This is a genomic window from Streptomyces spongiae, assembly GCF_009377185.1.
In the GTDB taxonomy this organism is placed as follows: Bacteria; Actinomycetota; Actinomycetes; order Streptomycetales; family Streptomycetaceae; genus Streptomyces; species Streptomyces spongiae.
Map to the genome: position 1 here is coordinate 1 of NZ_VJZC01000181.1, position 16,750 is coordinate 16,750.

The following is a 16,750-nucleotide window of genomic DNA, read 5'->3' on the forward strand; positions in this document are numbered from 1 at the left end:
GCGAAGGACCATACGTACGACAGCCGCACAAACGCCCCCCGATCCCCCAGCCGCCACCCCGACCAGCGACCACTGGCACACGCGTTCGCATCACCTCGGTGATGCCGACAGCAGGACGGGTCTCCCCGTCCTGAACCGGATGCGGCGACGCTCCGCGTCGCGACACCCGGATGCGCTTCCTCCTCGGCGCGAACGCCGGGGCCTCCTCGCAAGAAACAGGGCCTGACGGCCTCGTCCTCAAACGTCGGACGGGTGAAACGGCAGAGGCCCGGAGGCGAGGTACGTCAGGGCAACGCCTTGGCGTTGGTCCGCGTTCAACCCCCGTTCAAGCGCGAGCGGGACCGTGTGCCCGAAAACCGGGTCCGCCACCCTCCACGGCTTCCTCCACCGTCACAGGAGACACCATGTCGCTCACCCGCAGGGACTTCGCCAGACGCTCCGCGATCACCGGAGCCGGCGTCGCACTGGCCGGCAGCGTAGGCGCCCTCGCCACCGCCCCGAACGCCCTCGCGTCCACCGACACCGACAGCGCGGGTGAGGAGACGGAGGAGCGGCACGGCGGCGGAGTCGGTTACGGACCGCTGCTCCCCGACCCGAAGGGCCTCCTCGCGCTCCCCGCAGGGTTCACATACAAGATCATCACCTACAGCGGCCAGACCAAGCTGGAGTCCGGCGAGTTCACGCCCTCCAACCACGACGGCACGGCCACCTTCCCCGGCCCGCGCGGCACCACCCTCCTCGTCAACAACCACGAGCTGAAGGGCCCCCGCGCCAACTGGAAGTACCCCGTACCGCTCACCGAAGGCCTCGTGTACGACCCGGCCGCGTCCGGCGGCTGCACGGTCGTCGAGATCCGCCCCGACGGACGGGTCGCCGAGTGGGTCGGCATCGCCGGCACCTCCACCAACTGCGCCGGCGGCAGCACCCCGTGGGGCACCTGGCTCACCTGCGAGGAGAACTCCGACAGGGCCGGCGTCAACGGCATGACCAAGGACCACGGCTACGTCTTCGAGGTCGACCCCTGCGACCGGCGCGCCAACCGCGCCCCCAAGCCCCTGAAGTTCTTCGGCCGTTACGACCACGAGGCCGTCGTCATCGACCCCAAGCGCGGCCACGCCTACCTCACCGAGGACGCCGCCGGCCCCAACGGCCTCTTCTACCGCTGGACGCCGCCCAAGGGCTTCCACTACGGCCCCGGAAAGTTCCGTACGCTCGCCGACGACGCCGGCGTCCTTCAGGCCCCCACGTGCTTCGACTCCGGCGGCCGTCATGTCGACGACCTCTCCCGCGCCACGAAGATCGGCACGGTGTACGGCGTCGACTGGGTGGACGTTCCCGACCGCGACGCCAAGACCGTCGCCGTGCGCAACCAGTTCGGCACCGGCGAGATCACCCGCGCCCGCAAGCTGGAGGGCATGTGGTGGGGCGACGGCGGCACGTACATCGTCTCCTCGTACGCCCGTGAGGAGAGCCCCGTCCAGCACGACGGCCAGGTCTGGTTCTACGACCCCAAGCGCCGCACCCTGACCCTGAAGGTCCTGCTCGGCGTGAACCCCGACCCGTCCAAGGACGGCGCCTTCGACGGGCCCGACAACATCACCGTCTCCCCGTACGGCGGCCTGGTCATCGCCGAGGACGGCGAGGGCATCCAGCACCTCTTCGGCGCCACCGACAGCGGCCGCACGTACCCCATCGCCCGCAACGAACTCAACATCGGCACCGAAGAGGAGCCGGAATACAGCGAGTTCACTGGCGTCACCTTCTCGCCCGACGGAAAGACCCTCTACGCCAACATCCAGACCCCGGGCATCATGCTCGCCATCACAGGGCCGTGGAAGCGGCAGAAGCGGTAAAGATCGAAGCGGGAATTAATTCGCTCGCCCGATCCGTGACCGCCCTCCTACAGTGATGTACGTCCAGGTGCGAAGGCAGGACCTACTTCCACTGATAATGGGGCGGTCGCGGGTTCGAGTCCCGCCACCGGTACAACGTGCCGGTGTAGCTCAGGGGCAGAGCACCTACGTCGGTTCCGCCGGCCTTGAACTCTGGACACCACAACTTCATGCACCTCCCGGTGCGCGGGTCGCGGCTACTTCTTCTCTCAAAAGAATCCCATGCCGCGGCCGAATTGATCTCGGGAGGTGCGGCACATGGTGGGTGCCCGGTGCGCAGGCAGCGGATACTTCGGGGGCTGGTGGGGGTAACTCCTCGTGCGGGTTCGAATCCCGTCATCGACTCAGGGTCGGTGTGGCGGAACGGAAGACGCGCCAGTTATAAGCAACCGCGACCGACTCCGACCTCGGTCACCCTCCTTTTGCCGTGCCTCCCTCCGAAACACTCATGAATTCGGGGGAATTCACCATGGCGCGATTCAACTCCAGGGCGGCGCGGGCGCAGCCCACTTCGCGGGTTACCTCCACGGGCCGCGTTCTCCGCAGCCACGAGGGCGGCAAGGGCCGTGAGCGCGACGCTCGCTCCGAGCTCTTCCTGCTGGCGGTGTCCCACTTCGCCACGGGCACCTTCTACGAGCGCGCCGAGGACCGCGACGACCGCTTCGCGAAGCTCGTACGCAAGCTTGCCGCCGAGGACCCGGCCTGGACCGCCGGCCTGCTCCGCTGGCTGCGCGGCGAGGGCAACCTGCGGACCGCCTCGATCGTGGGCGCCGCCGAGTACGTGAAGGCGCGCCTGGACGCGGGCGCTACGCACGGGCCGTCGAACCGGCAGGTCGTGGACTCCGTGCTCCAGCGACCCGACGAGCCCGGCGAGCTGCTCGCGTACTGGACCTCGACGTACGGTCGCGCCGTCCCCAAGCCCGTCAAGCGCGGCATCGCCGACGCCGTACGACGGCTGTACGGCGGCAGGGCGCTGCTGAAGTACGACACGGCGTCCAGGGGCTACCGCTTCGGCGACATCCTCAACCTGGTGCACGCGGCGCCGGACCCCGGCAAGCCGTGGCAGGGCGAGCTGTTCCAGTACGCGCTGGACCGCCGGCACAACCCGGACACCGCCGTGCCGCCCGCGTCGAACCGCATGCTCACCGCGCACCGCGAGCTGATGGCGCTGCCGGTGGCGGAGCGACGCGCGGTCGTCACGTCGGACGGCGGGGCCGAGCGGCTCGCGGTGGCCGGGATGACGTGGGAGGCGCTGGCGGGCTGGCTGCAGGGGCCGATGGACAGGGTGGCCTGGGAGGCTGTGATTCCGTCCATGGGTGCGATGGCGCTGGCCAGGAACCTGAGGAACTTCGACGAGGCGGGTGTCTCGGACGAGGTGGCCGCACAGGTGGCGGCCCGCATCAGCGACCCGGCCGAGGTCGCGCGCTCGCGGCAGTTCCCGTTCCGCTATCTCGCCGCGTACCAGCACGCGCCCTCGCTGCGCTGGTCGTACCCGCTGGAGCAGGCGCTCGGCCACTCGCTGGCCAACGTGCCCGCCCTGCCCGGCCGGACGCTGGTGCTCGTGGACCGTTCGGGCTCGATGTTCTACTCGCGGATGTCCGACCGCTCCGAGCTCGACCGGGCCGACGCGGCGGCGATCTTCGGTACGGCGCTCGCGCTGCGGGCGGCGAACGCGGACCTCGTCGAGTTCGGCTCCACGAGCAACCGCGTCAGGTTCCGCAAGGGCGAGTCGGTGCTGAAGATCCTCGGCCGCTTCGGCGACCTGGGCGGCACCGACACCACCGAGGCGGTGCGCCGCCACTACAGGAAGCACGACCGGGTGCTGATCGTCACGGACGAGCAGTACGCGTTCAGCGGCCACGGCGACCCGACCGAGCAGGTTCCGGCACACGTGCCGGTCTACACCTGGAACCTGGCCGGCTACCGGGCGGGCCACGGCCCGTCCGGGGCGGGGAACCGGCACACGTTCGGCGGCCTCTCGGACGCGGCGTTCCGGATGGTCCCGCTGCTGGAGGCGGCACGGGACGCCGACTGGCCCTGGGCTGCCTGAGCCCTGACAGCAAGAGAGTGGCCCGCACTTCGGTGCGGGCCACTGTCTTGTGCGCATGTACGCGTGTCTTGTTCGCGTGTACGCGTCTCTTGTGCGAGCAGGTGCTGACATCTAACATTTCAGTTGTGAACGCCATGCAACCCGTGCGCCGCACCCTCCTCAGGGACCGCGCCTACGAAGCACTCCGGGACGCCATCGTGGCCGGGGAGATCGAGCCCGGCACGGTGGTGCGGGACGCGGACCTCGCGGAGCGGCTCGGGCTGTCGCGGGCTCCTGTGCGCGAGGCGTTCTCCCGGCTCGTGGACGAGGGGCTGCTGGAGAGCAAACCGCAGAGCTACACGCGGGTGACCCCGGTCGTGGCCTCCGACGTGCGGGACGCCGCGTCCGTGGTCGGGGCCATGCACGAGCTGGTCACGCGGGTCGCCGTGCCCCGGCTGTTCGCCGCGGACGTGGAGTCGATGCGGTCGGCCAACGAACGGTTCGCGCAGGCCGTTCAGGTCGGCGACGTGGACACCGCCCTGCGCGCCGACGACGAACTGCACGACGTGCTCGTGCGCGTCAGCGGCAACCGGGCCGCCGCAGCTACCATCGCCCGCTACACCCCGCTCATCCGCCGGCTGGAGCGACGGCGCTTCGGTCAGGGCGGCAACTGCCGTTCGGCCGGGCTGCACGAGCAACTGATCGATGCCTGCGCGGCGGCCGACGTGGACGAGGCGGTCCGCGTCACGGCGGAGATCTGGCGCAGTCTCGCGGGCATGGACGCCCCCGACGACGAAGAAGCCCACTGACTCGAACAGCCCCACGACTCGAACAGCCCCACCGGCTCGAAGAGATTCACTGACTCAGGGAGACGCCCATGTCCCTTTCTTCCTACGAGCGTTACCCCCTCCTCTTCGGGCCCTCGCCCGTGCACAGCCTGGACCGGCTCACCGAACACCTCGGTGGCGCCGCCCTCTGGGCCAAGCGTGAGGACTGCAACTCCGGTGTCGCGTACGGCGGGAACAAGACCCGCAAGCTGGAGTACCTCGTTGCCGACGCCCTCGCCCAGGGCTGCGACACGCTGGTCTCCATCGGCGGTGTGCAGTCCAACCACACCCGCCAGGTCGCCGCGGTCGCCGCCCGCGCCGGGCTCAAGTGCGTGCTGGTGCAGGAGAGTTGGGTGGACTGGCCGGACGCCGTGTACGACAAGGTCGGCAACATCCTGATCAGCCGTCTCGCCGGAGCCGACGTACGGCTGGTCAAGGCGGGCTTCGGCATCGGGTTCAAGGAGAGCTGGGAGCAGGCGCTCAAGGAGGTCGAGGAGGGCGGCGGCAAGCCGTACGCCATTCCGGCCGGTGCCTCCGACCACCCCCTCGGCGGACTCGGCTTCGCCGGGTGGGCCTACGAAGTCGCCGAGCAGGAGCGGGAGTTGGGCGTCTTCTTCGACACGGTCGTGGTGTGCTCGGTGACCGGCTCGACGCAGGCGGGAATGGTCGCCGGGTTCGCCGCGCTGGAGGAAGCCGGCGGCCGCCCCCGGCGCGTGCTAGGCGTCGACGCCTCCGCGGCGCCCGTCCGCACCCGCGAGCAGATCGCCCGGATCGCCCACCGCACCGGCGGGCTCATCGGCGTACGCAAGGAGTTGACGGAGGTGGACGTCGAGCTGGACGAGCGGTACCACGCGGGCACGTACGGCGTCCCCGACGAGACGACCCTGGACGCGATGCGCCTCGCGGCCACCACCGAGGGCATGGTCACCGACCCCGTCTACGAGGGGAAGTCCATGGCCGGGATGATCGACCTGGTGACCCGGGGCGAGATCGGCCGCGACTCCACCGTGCTCTACGCCCACCTGGGCGGACAGCCCGCGCTCAACGCGTACAGCGCGCTGTTCTAGCCGGACGCACGGGACTCCCTCCTGGCGGGCACGTCCCGAAGCCAGAGTCTGTTCTGAGTACCCCGTCGTCCGTGCGAAGCACGTGCGCAGCGGTGTCCGGTGCGTGGCCTCGCGTGCGGCGAGGGTGCGTGCCGGGCGCAGGCGGGGAAACTCAGAACACGGAGGGGCCCGTCCCGTCGATCCGAAATCAGCGGGCGCGGTTGCGGACGATGAGCTCGGTGAACGCCTTGGGCGTCACCACCTCGACGTCGGGCCCGAGCCCGTCCACCACTGTCCTGATGTCGGACAGGCTCTTGGTCCAGCAGTGCACCAGGACGAGCGTGTAGCCGTCGGCGCTGGTCGGTGCGGCCGGCCTGGAGTTGATGTTCCGGATCAGGTCCCCTTCCTCGGTGAGACCGGCCCACAGCACGTCCCGCTGGGCGATCACGGGCTTGCCGTTCACCCAGCTGATCCGGCCGCTGATCCGGTCGGTGTCGCCGTATCCGAAGAAGAACAGGGCGTCGATGTTCGGCTGTCGGAGGTAGGCCGACCACACGTCGTTGCGGAAGAAGCTGTCCTGGTCGTCGAGGATCTCGGAGATCCCCAGGTCTCCGGCGGCCATGTACGCGTTCAGCCGGTTGGTGAAGAGGGCGAGGTCGTCGGGCGGCATCTTGGCCGGGAAGACGTATCCGGAGCCGCTCGGCCCCGCGATGAAGCAGTCGCTCGCCGCGCCGCGCGAGGCGTTCTCGTAATACCAGCGCATCGCTGCCGGAGCCAGATCGACCAGGGAAGGGGCGATGCCGTAGCCGACGTCGAAGCGGCCGCGGTCGGGGTTGCTGAAGTACTGCTGAAGTCCCCACAGGTTCCAGGCAACGTTGTCACCGTCGCTGATGACGAACGACACGTAGTGCTTGTTCCGGGTCTTCGGGGTGGGTTGCGGCTTCTGGGTGAGGCCCTCGTTGCCGTAGACGGCGCTCAGCGCCGAGAGGTTGGGCGCCAGGTCCGACGGGATGGATGTGACGCCGCGCTGGGAGGCCTGCTCGACCATGTCGTACTCGTTGTTGCCGTAACCCATCAGCGCGGCGCCCGGCTTCATGGCGCCCAGGACCTGCGCACGCCAGTCGGTCACTCCGTCGTAGAACGTGAACGCGTCCGTCATGGCGATGTAGTCGCGCAGGTGGTAGCGGACAGACGGGTTCAGCTCCGCGGCCGTCGTCCGTGAGAACAGCCGGCCGTATCTGTCGTAGGCCCACTTCTCCGTCCGGCCGGTGACGTCGAGGACTTGGCGGGTGACGCCGAGTGCCCGGACCTGGGCCTCCTGGGAGACGTCGACAGGAAGGGCCTTCATGGGGCCGCTCAGTGACGAGGCCACGTTGACGGACGGCGGATTGCCGGCCATGTCGTAGAGGACGTAGCCCGCGAGGTGCTGCCGGAAGCGCTTCAGCAGGGCGGGCCAGGTCGGGCGGCTGTCGTCGAGCACGACGCCGTACTCCGTGTGCAGGAAGTCCTTCCAGACGGCTCCCGGTCCGCCCTCGTCGATGAAGATCTGCTCCGACGAGGTCTTGGCGACCAGCCCCTGGAGCGCGGCCACCAGCACCCGGTCCGCGTCGCTCGTGAAGGTGCCGGACGGAATGACGTCGAGCCTGCGCAGGGGCGTGGCCTTGGGCAGGGCGATGCCGCGCGCGGCGCTCACCGCGCTCGCGGCGACGGCGCCACCCGCACCCGGCGCCGCCGCCGTCGCGCTCCCGGGGACGGCCAGCGGGGCGGTGGCGGCCAGCGCTGTCAGGCCGAAGGTTCTCCTACTGATCACAGGTACTCACCGATTTCTCTCAGGAGGCCCGGCAGCCGTGCCGGGAACAGGCCCGGCGGGGAGGTGCCTGAGCGGTCGGTCGGGAGCCGGGGTCCCGTTCATGCGCCAGGCGGAGAAGTGATCTGTTGCGGCAGCGGATGCCGCCGGAGTGCCGATAACGATCACGTGAACGTTCACGGAATGGGCGAACGGCAGTATGCTGCGGTGACCGCGGGGCGTTGTCAATATCCCGGGCCGGCGAAAAACCAACGGCGCGGCGGGAAGCGGTCCCGTTAAGGTTCCTGCACCACAGGACCCAGACAGAGAGCGGGTACAGCGCAGTGCCGGGCAAGCACGACGAGCGGCAGAAGCTCGGTTCCCCCCGGGCCGCCAGGCGCCGGACGACGATCGACGACGTGGCGAAGCTGGCCGGGGTGTCCCGGCAGACCGTGTCCCGCGCGATCAACGACAAGGGCGAGATCGATCCCGCGACGAAGGAGCGGGTCCTGGAGGCGACACGCACCCTGGGGTACCGGCCGAGCCGGTTCGCCCAAGGGATGCGGCGGCAGGACTCGGTCACCCTCGGTCTGGTCATCTCGGACCTGAGCAATCCGTACTTCGCCGAGGTCGCGGTCGCGGTACTGGAGGTGGCCGAGGAGCGCGGCTGGCACGTGATCGTGTGCGACTCGCGCAACGACGAGGGCAAGGAGCAGGAGGCACTCGACGTGCTCTCCCGGCAGGCCGACGCGATCATCGGCCACTGCTCCAGCCCCGACGACATGCTGGCCCGGCATGCACCGGGGATGCCGCTGGTGCTCCTGGAGCGCGGTGTGGACCAGACGCGTTTCGGGTCGGTGGGCATCGACACGGAGGCAGGCATGCAGCAGGCGTTCGCGCATCTGACGGGCGCCGGGCACCGCCGTATCGGCATGCTCGACGGGGCACCGGACGACCGGCCCAGCGCCCGCCGGGAGCACTTCCTGGCCCAGGTGAGGTTGTACGACCTGCCGGTGGGGCCCGACTGGGTCGTCTCCTGCGACCGGCACAGCGTGTCGGCCGGCGAGCGGGGGATGGACGCACTGCTGGACGCGCATCCGGATGTGACGGCCGTGGTCGGCTTCAACGACCTGATCGCGGTCGGCGCCATCCGGACCGCCCGTCGCCGGGGGCTGCGCGTACCGGACGACGTCGCCGTCCTGGGCTTCGACGGTCTCGCGCTGGGGGAGCTGGTGGAACCACCCCTGACCACGCTGAGCATCGACAAGCGGGAACTGGGACGGCTGGCGGTCGAGCAGGTGGCGGCCCAGTTGAGTGCCGATGAGAAGCCTGCGGCGGAGGGCGACGCCCGGGTGCGGCCCGAGCTCGTCCTGCGGGCCTCGGCGTGATCTTCCCTCCGGTCGCGCACGCCTGACGCCGGATCGGGCTTCGTCCCCGCCCTCCTGCCCTGTTGACACCGGATCGTCTGCACGGCACGATCGTTCGTTATCGTTCACGGGAACGTTCACGAGCCATCGCCCGCTTGGCCGCCCGGCGCGACTCCCCGTCCTCGCTCGCCCCCGACACCAGGAAACGCGCATGTCGCAGCCGTACTACGAAGACACGTCACCCGGATACGGAGCCAGGCCGGCGCGGGCCGCGTTCACGACCGACGCGGCCACCGCCGGCCTCGGCGGCATATGGCGCTTCCACCTCTCTCCCGCAGCGGACCTGGCACCCGACGGGTTCTGGGCGGACGACTTCGACGACAGCTCCTGGAGCCTGCTGCCGGTGCCCTCCCACTGGCCGCTGCACGGGCACGGCTCCCCCGTCTACACGAACATCGGCTATCCCTTCCCGCTCGACCCGCCGCGGGTGCCCGACGAGAACCCCACCGGCGACCACCGGCTCGTCTTCGAACTGGACGATTCCTGGACCCGGGAGCCGGCGGTGCTGCGGTTCGAGGGGGTGGACTCCTGCGCCCGCATCTGGCTGAACGGGCAGGAACTGGGCGTCACCCGTGGCAGCCGCCTGCCGGTCGAGTTCGCCGCCGGACCGCATCTGCGGGCTGGACGGAATGTCCTCGCGGTGCGCGTGCACCAGTGGTCCTCCGGCAGCTACCTGGAAGACCAGGACATGTGGTGGCTCCCTGGCATCTTCCGCGATGTGACGCTGATCCGGCGCCCGCCGGGCGGCGTCGAGGACGCCTTCGTGCACGCCGGCTACGACACCTCGACGGGGCGCGGAACGCTTCGCGTGGACGCCGTGACCCGCGACGGCGCCGAGGCCCGGCTCAGCGTCCCGGAGTTGGGCGTCGACGACCTGCCCGCCGGGGACACCATCGCGGTGGAGGGCGTGGCACCGTGGACGGCCGAAACGCCCCGGCTTTACCACGGGGTGCTGGCCACCGGCACCGAGCGGGTGACGCTGCGCATCGGCTTCCGTACCGTCGCTGTCGAGGACGGGCAGCTCCGGGTCAACGGGCGTCCACTGCTGCTGCGTGGCGTCAACCGCCACGAGCATCACCCGGACCACGGCCGCGCACTGCCCGCCGAGTTGGACCGCGAAGACGTGCTGCTGATGAAGCGACACAACATCAACGCGGTCCGCACCAGCCACTACCCGCCCCATCCGCGGTTCCTGGACCTTTGTGACGAACTGGGCCTGTGGGTGGTGCTGGAGTGCGACCTGGAGACCCATGGTTTCTCCGCGGCCGACTGGCGCGGCAACCCCGCCGACGCTCCGGAATGGGCCGAAGCGTGCCTGGACCGGATACGCCGCACAGTGGAGCGCGACAAGAACCACCCGTCCGTCGTGATGTGGTCGCTGGGCAACGAGTCCGGCACCGGACGCAACCTGGACGCGATGGCGGCATGGGTGCGTGAACGTGATCCGGGGCGGCCCCTGCACGACGAGGGCGACCACGAGTGCCGGCACAGCGACGTGTACAGCCGGATGTACCTGCCGCACGACGAGGTGGAGGCGATCGGCAGGCACGCCGAGCCCCCACTGGACGATCCCGACGCGGATGCCAGGCGGCGCTCGCTGCCGTTCATCCTGTGCGAGTACGCCCACGCGATGGGCAACGGCCCTGGCGGGCTGGCCGAGTACCAGCGGCTCTTCGAGCGCTATCCGCGGTTGCAGGGCGGTTTCGTGTGGGAGTGGATCGACCAGGGGCTGCGGCAACGGACGCCGGACGGGCGCGAGTTCTTCGCGTACGGCGGCGACTTCGGCGAGCCGTTCCACGACGGGACATTCGCCATCGACGGTCTGCTCTTCCCCGACCGCACGCCATCGCCCGGGCTCGCGGAGCTGAAGAAGACCGTCGAGCCGATCGCCATCCGCGCCGCCGAGGGCCGTGGGGACGGGCGCGGCCGCCGGATACGGATCACCAACCGGTACGACTTCAGTGACCTCTCCCATCTCTGCTTCGAGCTGGCACTCTCCTCGGACGGACTGCCGGTGCTGGCCAAACCCCTCCACGTGCCCCCCGTCGCGGCGGGCGAGTCCGCCGAGATCGAACTGCCGGTCCTTCCACCAGTGGACGGCGAGGGCTGGATCACGATCAGCGCGCTGCTGGCCGAGGAGCAGCCCTGGGCTCCGGCGGGCCACGAGGTCGCCTGGACGCAGCTGCCCCTGACGGAGGAGGAACAGGCGTCACGGCGCGGCACCGGGCCGCGGCCCGTCCCTGCTCCGCGGCGACGCCCCGACGGCCGACTGGTGCTCGGTTCCGGCGAGTTCGACGGGCGCTCCGGGCGCCTGGTGCGGCTGGGGACGATGGACGTCGACGGCCCGGTGCTGGACCTGTGGCGGGCACCGACCGACAACGACCGCTCGGCCTCCCTGTGGGGCCCGCCGGACGACTCGGCGGTGCGATGGTGGCGCCAGGCGGGTCTGGACCGGATGGTGCACCGCGTCGACGAGGTGGCGGACGGTCCCGACGGAGTGCTGGTGCGTACGCGGGTGGCGGCCGCGGCCCAGGCGTCCGGGATGACGGTCGAGTACCGGTGGGCCGCCGACGAATCGGGCCTGGTACTCACCGTCCGCGTCGAGCCGGCGGGCGACTGGCCCGGTGGGCTGCCCCGCCTGGGCGTACGCATGGCGGTGCCGGGCCGGCTGGGCCAGGTCCGGTGGTTCGGCCGCGGGCCCGGCGAGGCGTATCCGGACAGCCGGTCGGCGGCGCGGGTCGGCCGCTTCTCGTCGACCGTGGACGCACTGCAGACCCCGTATGTGGTGCCGCAGGAGAACGGAGCCCGGGCCGACGTCAGATGGGCGGAACTGAGCGGCGGTGACGGCCCCGCACTGCGTATGGAGTCCGTGGGGCTCCCGCGCTTCTCCCTCACCGCTCGCCGCTGGACCACAGGAGATCTGGAGTCGGCCCGGCACACGACCGACCTCGCTGCTTCCGACCGGCTCTTCCTCCACCTGGACGTCGCGCAGTACGGACTCGGCTCCGCTTCGTGCGGCCCAGGGGTGCTGCCCGCCCACCGACTTCAGGCGGCACCGGTCACCTGGTCGCTTCGGCTGAGTGCCTGCGGCTGAGCCCTCGCGGGTAGGTCCCACGGGGGCTCAGCCGGCGGCGGCGGTCCGGGGCCGGCTCACATCTTCATGGCTCCGGCGGCCAGGTCCCGCAGGAAGTGCCGGGCACCGATGATGAAGACGATGATCAGAGGCACCACGCTCATCAGCGCTCCGGCCATGACGACGGCGTAGTCCGTCCCGTAGACGCTGTTGAGCTGGGCCAGCGCCACCTGCAGGGTGAGCCGGTCCGGGTCGATCATGATGACAAGGGGCCAGATGTAGTCGTTCCAGGCACCGATGAAGGTGAAGATGCCGAGAAACGCCAGGGCGGGCCGGAAGAGCGGCACCGCGATGGTCCAGTACAGGCGGAAGAATCCGGCGCCGTCGATCCGTCCGGCGTCCAGCAGTTCGTCGGGCAGCGAGTTCTCGGCGTACTGCCGCATCCAGAAGATGCCGAAGGCGTTGGCCGCCCCCGGGACGATCAGGGCGGTGAGGGAGCCCACCCAGCCGAGATGCGCCATGGTCACGAACTGCGGGACCAAGGACAGCTGGGCGGGGATCATGTAGGTGGAGAGCAGGATGACGAACAGGAACTTCTTGCCGGGAAACTGGTACTTGGCGAAGGCGAACGCGGCCAGCGAGTCGAAGAACAGCACCAGCGCGGTGCCGACGAGCGCGACGACAAGGGTGTTGGCCAAGGATCCGAAGAAGGCGATGCGGTCCAGCACCGTCGCCATGTTCTCCAGCAGATGGCTGCCGGGGACGAGGACGGGCGGGTAACGGAAGATCTCCCCGGTGGTGCGAGAGGCCATCACGATCAGCCAGTAGAACGGGAAGACGGAAACGAGCAGGCCTGCCAGCAGCGCGGCGTGAACCGCGAGCCTCTTGGCCCTGCTGCCGGAGCCGAGGGCGACGCCGGTCGAGCCGGCCGTTCTGGTGTCAGCGGGCACGGTTGATCCTCCAGCGCCTCGAAGTGACCGGGCGGTCCTCGCCGAACCTGGCGACCAGCCGCCAGTTGATGGCGGCGAAGATAGCGACGATGACGAACAGGGCCCATCCGATGGCCGCGCCGTAGCCGAACTGGTGATCGCCGAAGGCCTTCTGCCACAGGTAGAGCACGATCGTCATGCCCTCCTGGCCCGGGCCTCCGGTGGAGTAGCCGTTGCTGGCCTGGAAGAGGACTTGGGACTCGGTGAAGATCTGCAGCCCGTTGATGCTGGAGGTGATGACGGTGAAGAGCACCACCGGCCGCAGCTGCGGGAGAATGACCCGGAAGAGGGTCTGCCAACTACTCGCCCCGTCGACTCGTGCGGCCTCGTACAGCTCGGAGGGAATGGCCTGCAGCCCGGCGAGGAAGATGAGGGCGTTGTAACCGGTCCACCGCCATATGATCATGACAGCGAGGGACACCTTGATCCCCCAGGCGGACGTCATCCAGCCGAAGTCGCCGAGGCCGACGGCCTTGAGCAGGGAGTTGCCGAGCCCAGCCTGAGCGAAGACCGACCCGAACACGATGGTCATCGCGACCATCGAGGTGACGTTGGGAATGAAGTAGGCCACCCGGTACGCCATGCTGTACCGGATCTGCGAGTTCAGCAGGAAGGCGATGACCAGGGCCAGGAACAGCATCGGCACCGTGGACAGGAACCAGATCTCGAACGTATTGAGGATGGACTTCCAGAAGACGCTGTCGTGCAGCAGCCAGTCGTACTGTTGCCAGCCGACGAAGCGCATATCCCCGATGCCGTCCCAGTCCTGGAAGGACAGGTAGAGCGAGAAGACGACGGGGAACATGCCGAACACGGCGAACAGCACGTAGAACGGCGAGATGGCGAGATAGACCGGCAGATTGCGCCGTACCGGGCTGCCCGGCCGCCCTGCCGTCGCCCGCCCGCGCTCCTTCCTCGCCCTCACGCTTGGCTTGGTGCTGGGCGCACCGGTGGCTCCGGCCACGGCCATCTCAGCTCACCCCTTTCTGCGAGAGGGTCTTCTCCGCAGCGGCCATGGCATCCCGCCACGCTTTGTCGGGGTTCTTGCCGAGCAACTCCACGTTGGTCAGCTCCTGGTAGACGGGGGTGGAAGCGGTGCCCTCGTAGGGGCTGAAGTAGACGACAGGCGCCTGCTCGGCGGCCGGTCCGAAGACGTCGACGGGGCGCTGACCGCCGAAGAACTTGTCCGGCTTGCGCATCGCGGGCTTGTCATAGACGGCGGGAGTGGTCGGGAACAGGGCCATCTCCTGGTACGCCGCCAGTTGGTTGGCCGGCCCCAGCAGCCATTTGACGAACGCGAAAGCGTCCTCCGGGTCCCGGCAGTACTTGGGGATGGCGAGGAAGGAGCCGCCGTAGTTGGCCGCTCCCCCGGGCATCTTGGTCACTCGCCAGGCACCGGACGTCTTGCTGGCGATTTGCTTGATTCCACCCATCCACCAGACGGCGTTGCAGGCGGAGGCGATACGTCCTTGCGCGTAGGCCGCGTTGGAGTCGGGAGTCCCGTCGTTGATCTTGGCGCTGAGCTTCTGCCGGAGCGATTCCACCGCGAGGTCCCAGCAGCGTTTGACATGCTCCTGGTCTCCGATGAAGTGGTTGTCCTGGTCGACGAACTGCTTCGGGCTCTGCAGCAGGGACATCCGGAAGACGCTCGCGATGTTGCCGACGAGGAAGCTGCCGGGCACCGCGGACCTGAGTTTCTTGCCGACCGCGAAGTAGTCCTCCCAGCTCGAGGCGGCCTGCGCCAGCTCATCGGGGTCGGAGGGGATCCCGGCCTTGTGGAAAATGTCCTTGCGGTAGTACAGCGCCGAGGGCCCGCCGTCGATGGGGAAGCCGATCATCCGGCCGGACGGGGCGATGCCGCCCTGCCATTTCCAGTCGAGGTACTGACCCTTGAGGGCGCCCGCGCCGAGGCTGTTCAGATCGAGGAACTGGTCCTCGTGCGGGAAGAAGCTGGCGACGTCGGAGTTGAGGGCCGTGATGTCCGGCACGTAGGCGCGGGCTGCCAGGCCGGTGAGCAGCTTGCCGTAGATGTCATCCATCGGGGCGGCCTTCACCTTCAGGCCCGGGACACCGGGTACCCCCTTGCGGGCGACGGCCAGCAGCTTGGTACTCAACGCTCCCGTCCAGTACCAGAGGCTGAGGTGGCCGGTACCGGCGGACACCGAACCGGAGGAGGTGCCGCAGCCCGTAAGACCCAGCAAAGCGGCGCCCGTGCCGCCCAGCGAAGCTGCGAGAAGACGTCTCCTCGACAGAGTTGGCTCCATGTTCGAACACTCACTTTGTTCCGGGGCAGGCGCGCGTGGGGCCACACTCGGTGCCGCTCGAGGGGGTTCGGTTGGCTGTGGCCGGGCCCTGCGGAGGCAAGAGGGAGAGGGGCGGCGGGATCGCCGCAGGACCCCACCGTGCTTGCGTGACGCTTTCCGTGAACGTTCACGTGAACGTTGCCGAGGAGTATGCGCGCACCTCGGAGTGAGTGTCAACAAGGGAGACGTAACCGACTCGCTGTCAGAAAGCAGCAGGCAGGCAGCCAGGCGGAGACGTGTTCCCGTTCGGCGCTGTGCACCCTCCATGAAGCGCCACAGGCTCCACCTGAGCAATGGGCGAGGCCGGTAGATCTGTCTGAAGGAAGGGCACGCCCTCCCGAGGAGACGATGGTCTCTGACACGCCGACGCAGGCGCGTCGGTCCGGAGGGGGCACCCGCGCTCAGGGCGGTCAACGACAACGACTGGATCTTCTTCCAGTGCTGGTGCGGGAAGTCCGCGAATGGGGTCAGGCCCCTGGGCTTCGAGGAGCATGTCGCTGCTCTTGGGGAACTATCGAGTGAGCATGTCTGCGACGGTGTCGAGTTGAGCCCGTACACCACCTCTCAGGATGCAACCCTCGGCGGTGGGCTGGGCGAAGACGATGCGGAGCGCGCGGCAACCATCTCTGCTGCTTGCCTCTGACTGGGGCATCCTCCCGTGGGTCCGAAGCCGGGATACCGCAGTGGGCGGGCGCCCCGCTGCGGCGAGGGGCGCCCTCTAAGACATGCGTTCCCTCAGAGAGCCTGGGCCGCAGGCTTCACCATCCCCCTCACCGTGCGGGACTTCACGAAGTCGCCCATCGCCGTCATCTCCCACTCGCCGGAGAACTGGCGGATCAGCTTCGCCATCAGCACGCCGGTCTGCGGCTCGGCGCTGGTGAGGTCGAAACGGACGAGCTCCTCGCCGCTCGCGGCGTCCAGGAGGCGGCAGTAGGCCTTGGCGACCTCGGTGAACTTCTGCCCGGAGAAGGAGTTGACCGTGAAGACCAGTCCGGTGACCTCCTGGGGCAGCCGGCCAAGGTCGACCGTGATCACCTCGTCGTCGCCTCCCCCCTCACCCGTGAGGTTGTCCCCGGAGTGCCTGATCGCGCCGTTCACGATCTGGAGCTTGCCGAAGTAGCAGCTGTCGATGTGGTTGCGCTGGGGGCCGTACGCGATGACCGAGGCGTCCAGGTCGATGTCCTTGCCGCGGTACGCCGGCTCCCAGCCGAGGCCCATCTTGACCTGGGAGAGGAGCGGGCGACCGCCCTTGACCAGGGACACCGTCTGGTTCTTCTGGAGGCTGACGCGCCCCTTGTCGAGGTTGATCTTGCCGGCGCCCGGGGGCGGGGCGGCGGGCGCCGGAGGTGCGGCCGGGGCCGGCGGAGCGACCGGGGGC

General features: G+C 69.3%; 11 protein-coding genes. 6 read left to right on the plus strand and 5 right to left on the minus strand.

Annotated features, from left to right (window positions below; genetic code table 11):
- Positions 1-404: 404 nt before the first annotated feature.
- From FNH08_RS23515 to FNH08_RS23530, 4 genes are all read left to right on the plus strand, one after another.
- A complete protein-coding gene (locus tag FNH08_RS23515; protein ID WP_152773524.1) occupies positions 405-1,853 on the plus strand; it encodes an alkaline phosphatase PhoX in 1,449 nt (482 codons plus the stop codon).
- A 508-nt stretch (positions 1,854-2,361) separates the two neighbouring features.
- On the plus strand, positions 2,362-3,942 hold the full coding sequence (locus tag FNH08_RS23520; protein ID WP_152773525.1) for a TROVE domain-containing protein: 1,581 nt from the start codon (positions 2,362-2,364) through the stop codon (positions 3,940-3,942).
- Positions 3,943-4,067: 125 nt separating this feature from the next.
- Positions 4,068-4,730 (plus strand): GntR family transcriptional regulator, encoded by a 663-nt coding sequence (locus FNH08_RS23525; RefSeq protein WP_322725191.1) that lies wholly within the window; start codon positions 4,068-4,070, stop codon positions 4,728-4,730.
- A 68-nt stretch (positions 4,731-4,798) separates the two neighbouring features.
- Complete coding sequence (locus FNH08_RS23530) at positions 4,799-5,815, plus strand: 1-aminocyclopropane-1-carboxylate deaminase (RefSeq protein ID WP_152773526.1); 1,017 nt, start codon at positions 4,799-4,801, stop codon at positions 5,813-5,815.
- Positions 5,816-6,002: 187 nt separating this feature from the next.
- Here FNH08_RS23530 and FNH08_RS23535 read toward each other — a convergent pair whose 3' ends face one another.
- The gene (locus FNH08_RS23535) at positions 6,003-7,604 is read right to left on the minus strand and encodes a GxGYxYP domain-containing protein (RefSeq protein ID WP_152773527.1); all 1,602 of its coding nucleotides are present in this window, start codon (positions 7,602-7,604) and stop codon (positions 6,003-6,005) included.
- A 320-nt stretch (positions 7,605-7,924) separates the two neighbouring features.
- Between FNH08_RS23535 and FNH08_RS23540 the strand changes: the two genes are divergently transcribed.
- On the plus strand, positions 7,925-8,968 hold the full coding sequence (locus FNH08_RS23540; protein ID WP_322725192.1) for a LacI family DNA-binding transcriptional regulator: 1,044 nt from the start codon (positions 7,925-7,927) through the stop codon (positions 8,966-8,968).
- A 190-nt stretch (positions 8,969-9,158) separates the two neighbouring features.
- Positions 9,159-12,101, plus strand: a complete 2,943-nt coding sequence (locus tag FNH08_RS23545) for a glycoside hydrolase family 2 TIM barrel-domain containing protein (RefSeq protein WP_152773528.1) — start codon at positions 9,159-9,161, stop codon at positions 12,099-12,101.
- Between the two features lie 56 nt (positions 12,102-12,157).
- On the opposite strand, the gene FNH08_RS23550 is transcribed toward FNH08_RS23545, so the two are convergent.
- The 4 genes from FNH08_RS23550 to FNH08_RS23565 form a co-directional block, all read right to left on the minus strand.
- Positions 12,158-13,030 carry a carbohydrate ABC transporter permease gene (locus FNH08_RS23550; RefSeq protein WP_322725193.1) on the minus strand — a complete coding sequence of 291 codons (873 nt, stop codon included), beginning with the start codon at positions 13,028-13,030 and terminating at the stop codon, positions 12,158-12,160.
- Positions 13,020-14,039, minus strand: a complete 1,020-nt coding sequence (locus FNH08_RS23555) for a carbohydrate ABC transporter permease (RefSeq protein WP_152773529.1) — start codon at positions 14,037-14,039, stop codon at positions 13,020-13,022. Before FNH08_RS23555 ends, FNH08_RS23550 begins: the two co-directional genes overlap by 11 nt.
- A gap of 1 nt (position 14,040) precedes the next feature.
- A complete protein-coding gene (locus FNH08_RS23560) occupies positions 14,041-15,183 on the minus strand; it encodes an ABC transporter substrate-binding protein (RefSeq protein ID WP_228034296.1) in 1,143 nt (380 codons plus the stop codon).
- Positions 15,184-16,107: 924 nt separating this feature from the next.
- Positions 16,108-16,750 (minus strand): TerD family protein (locus FNH08_RS23565; protein WP_194238577.1); only part of this gene is annotated, 643 nt, incomplete at its 5' end.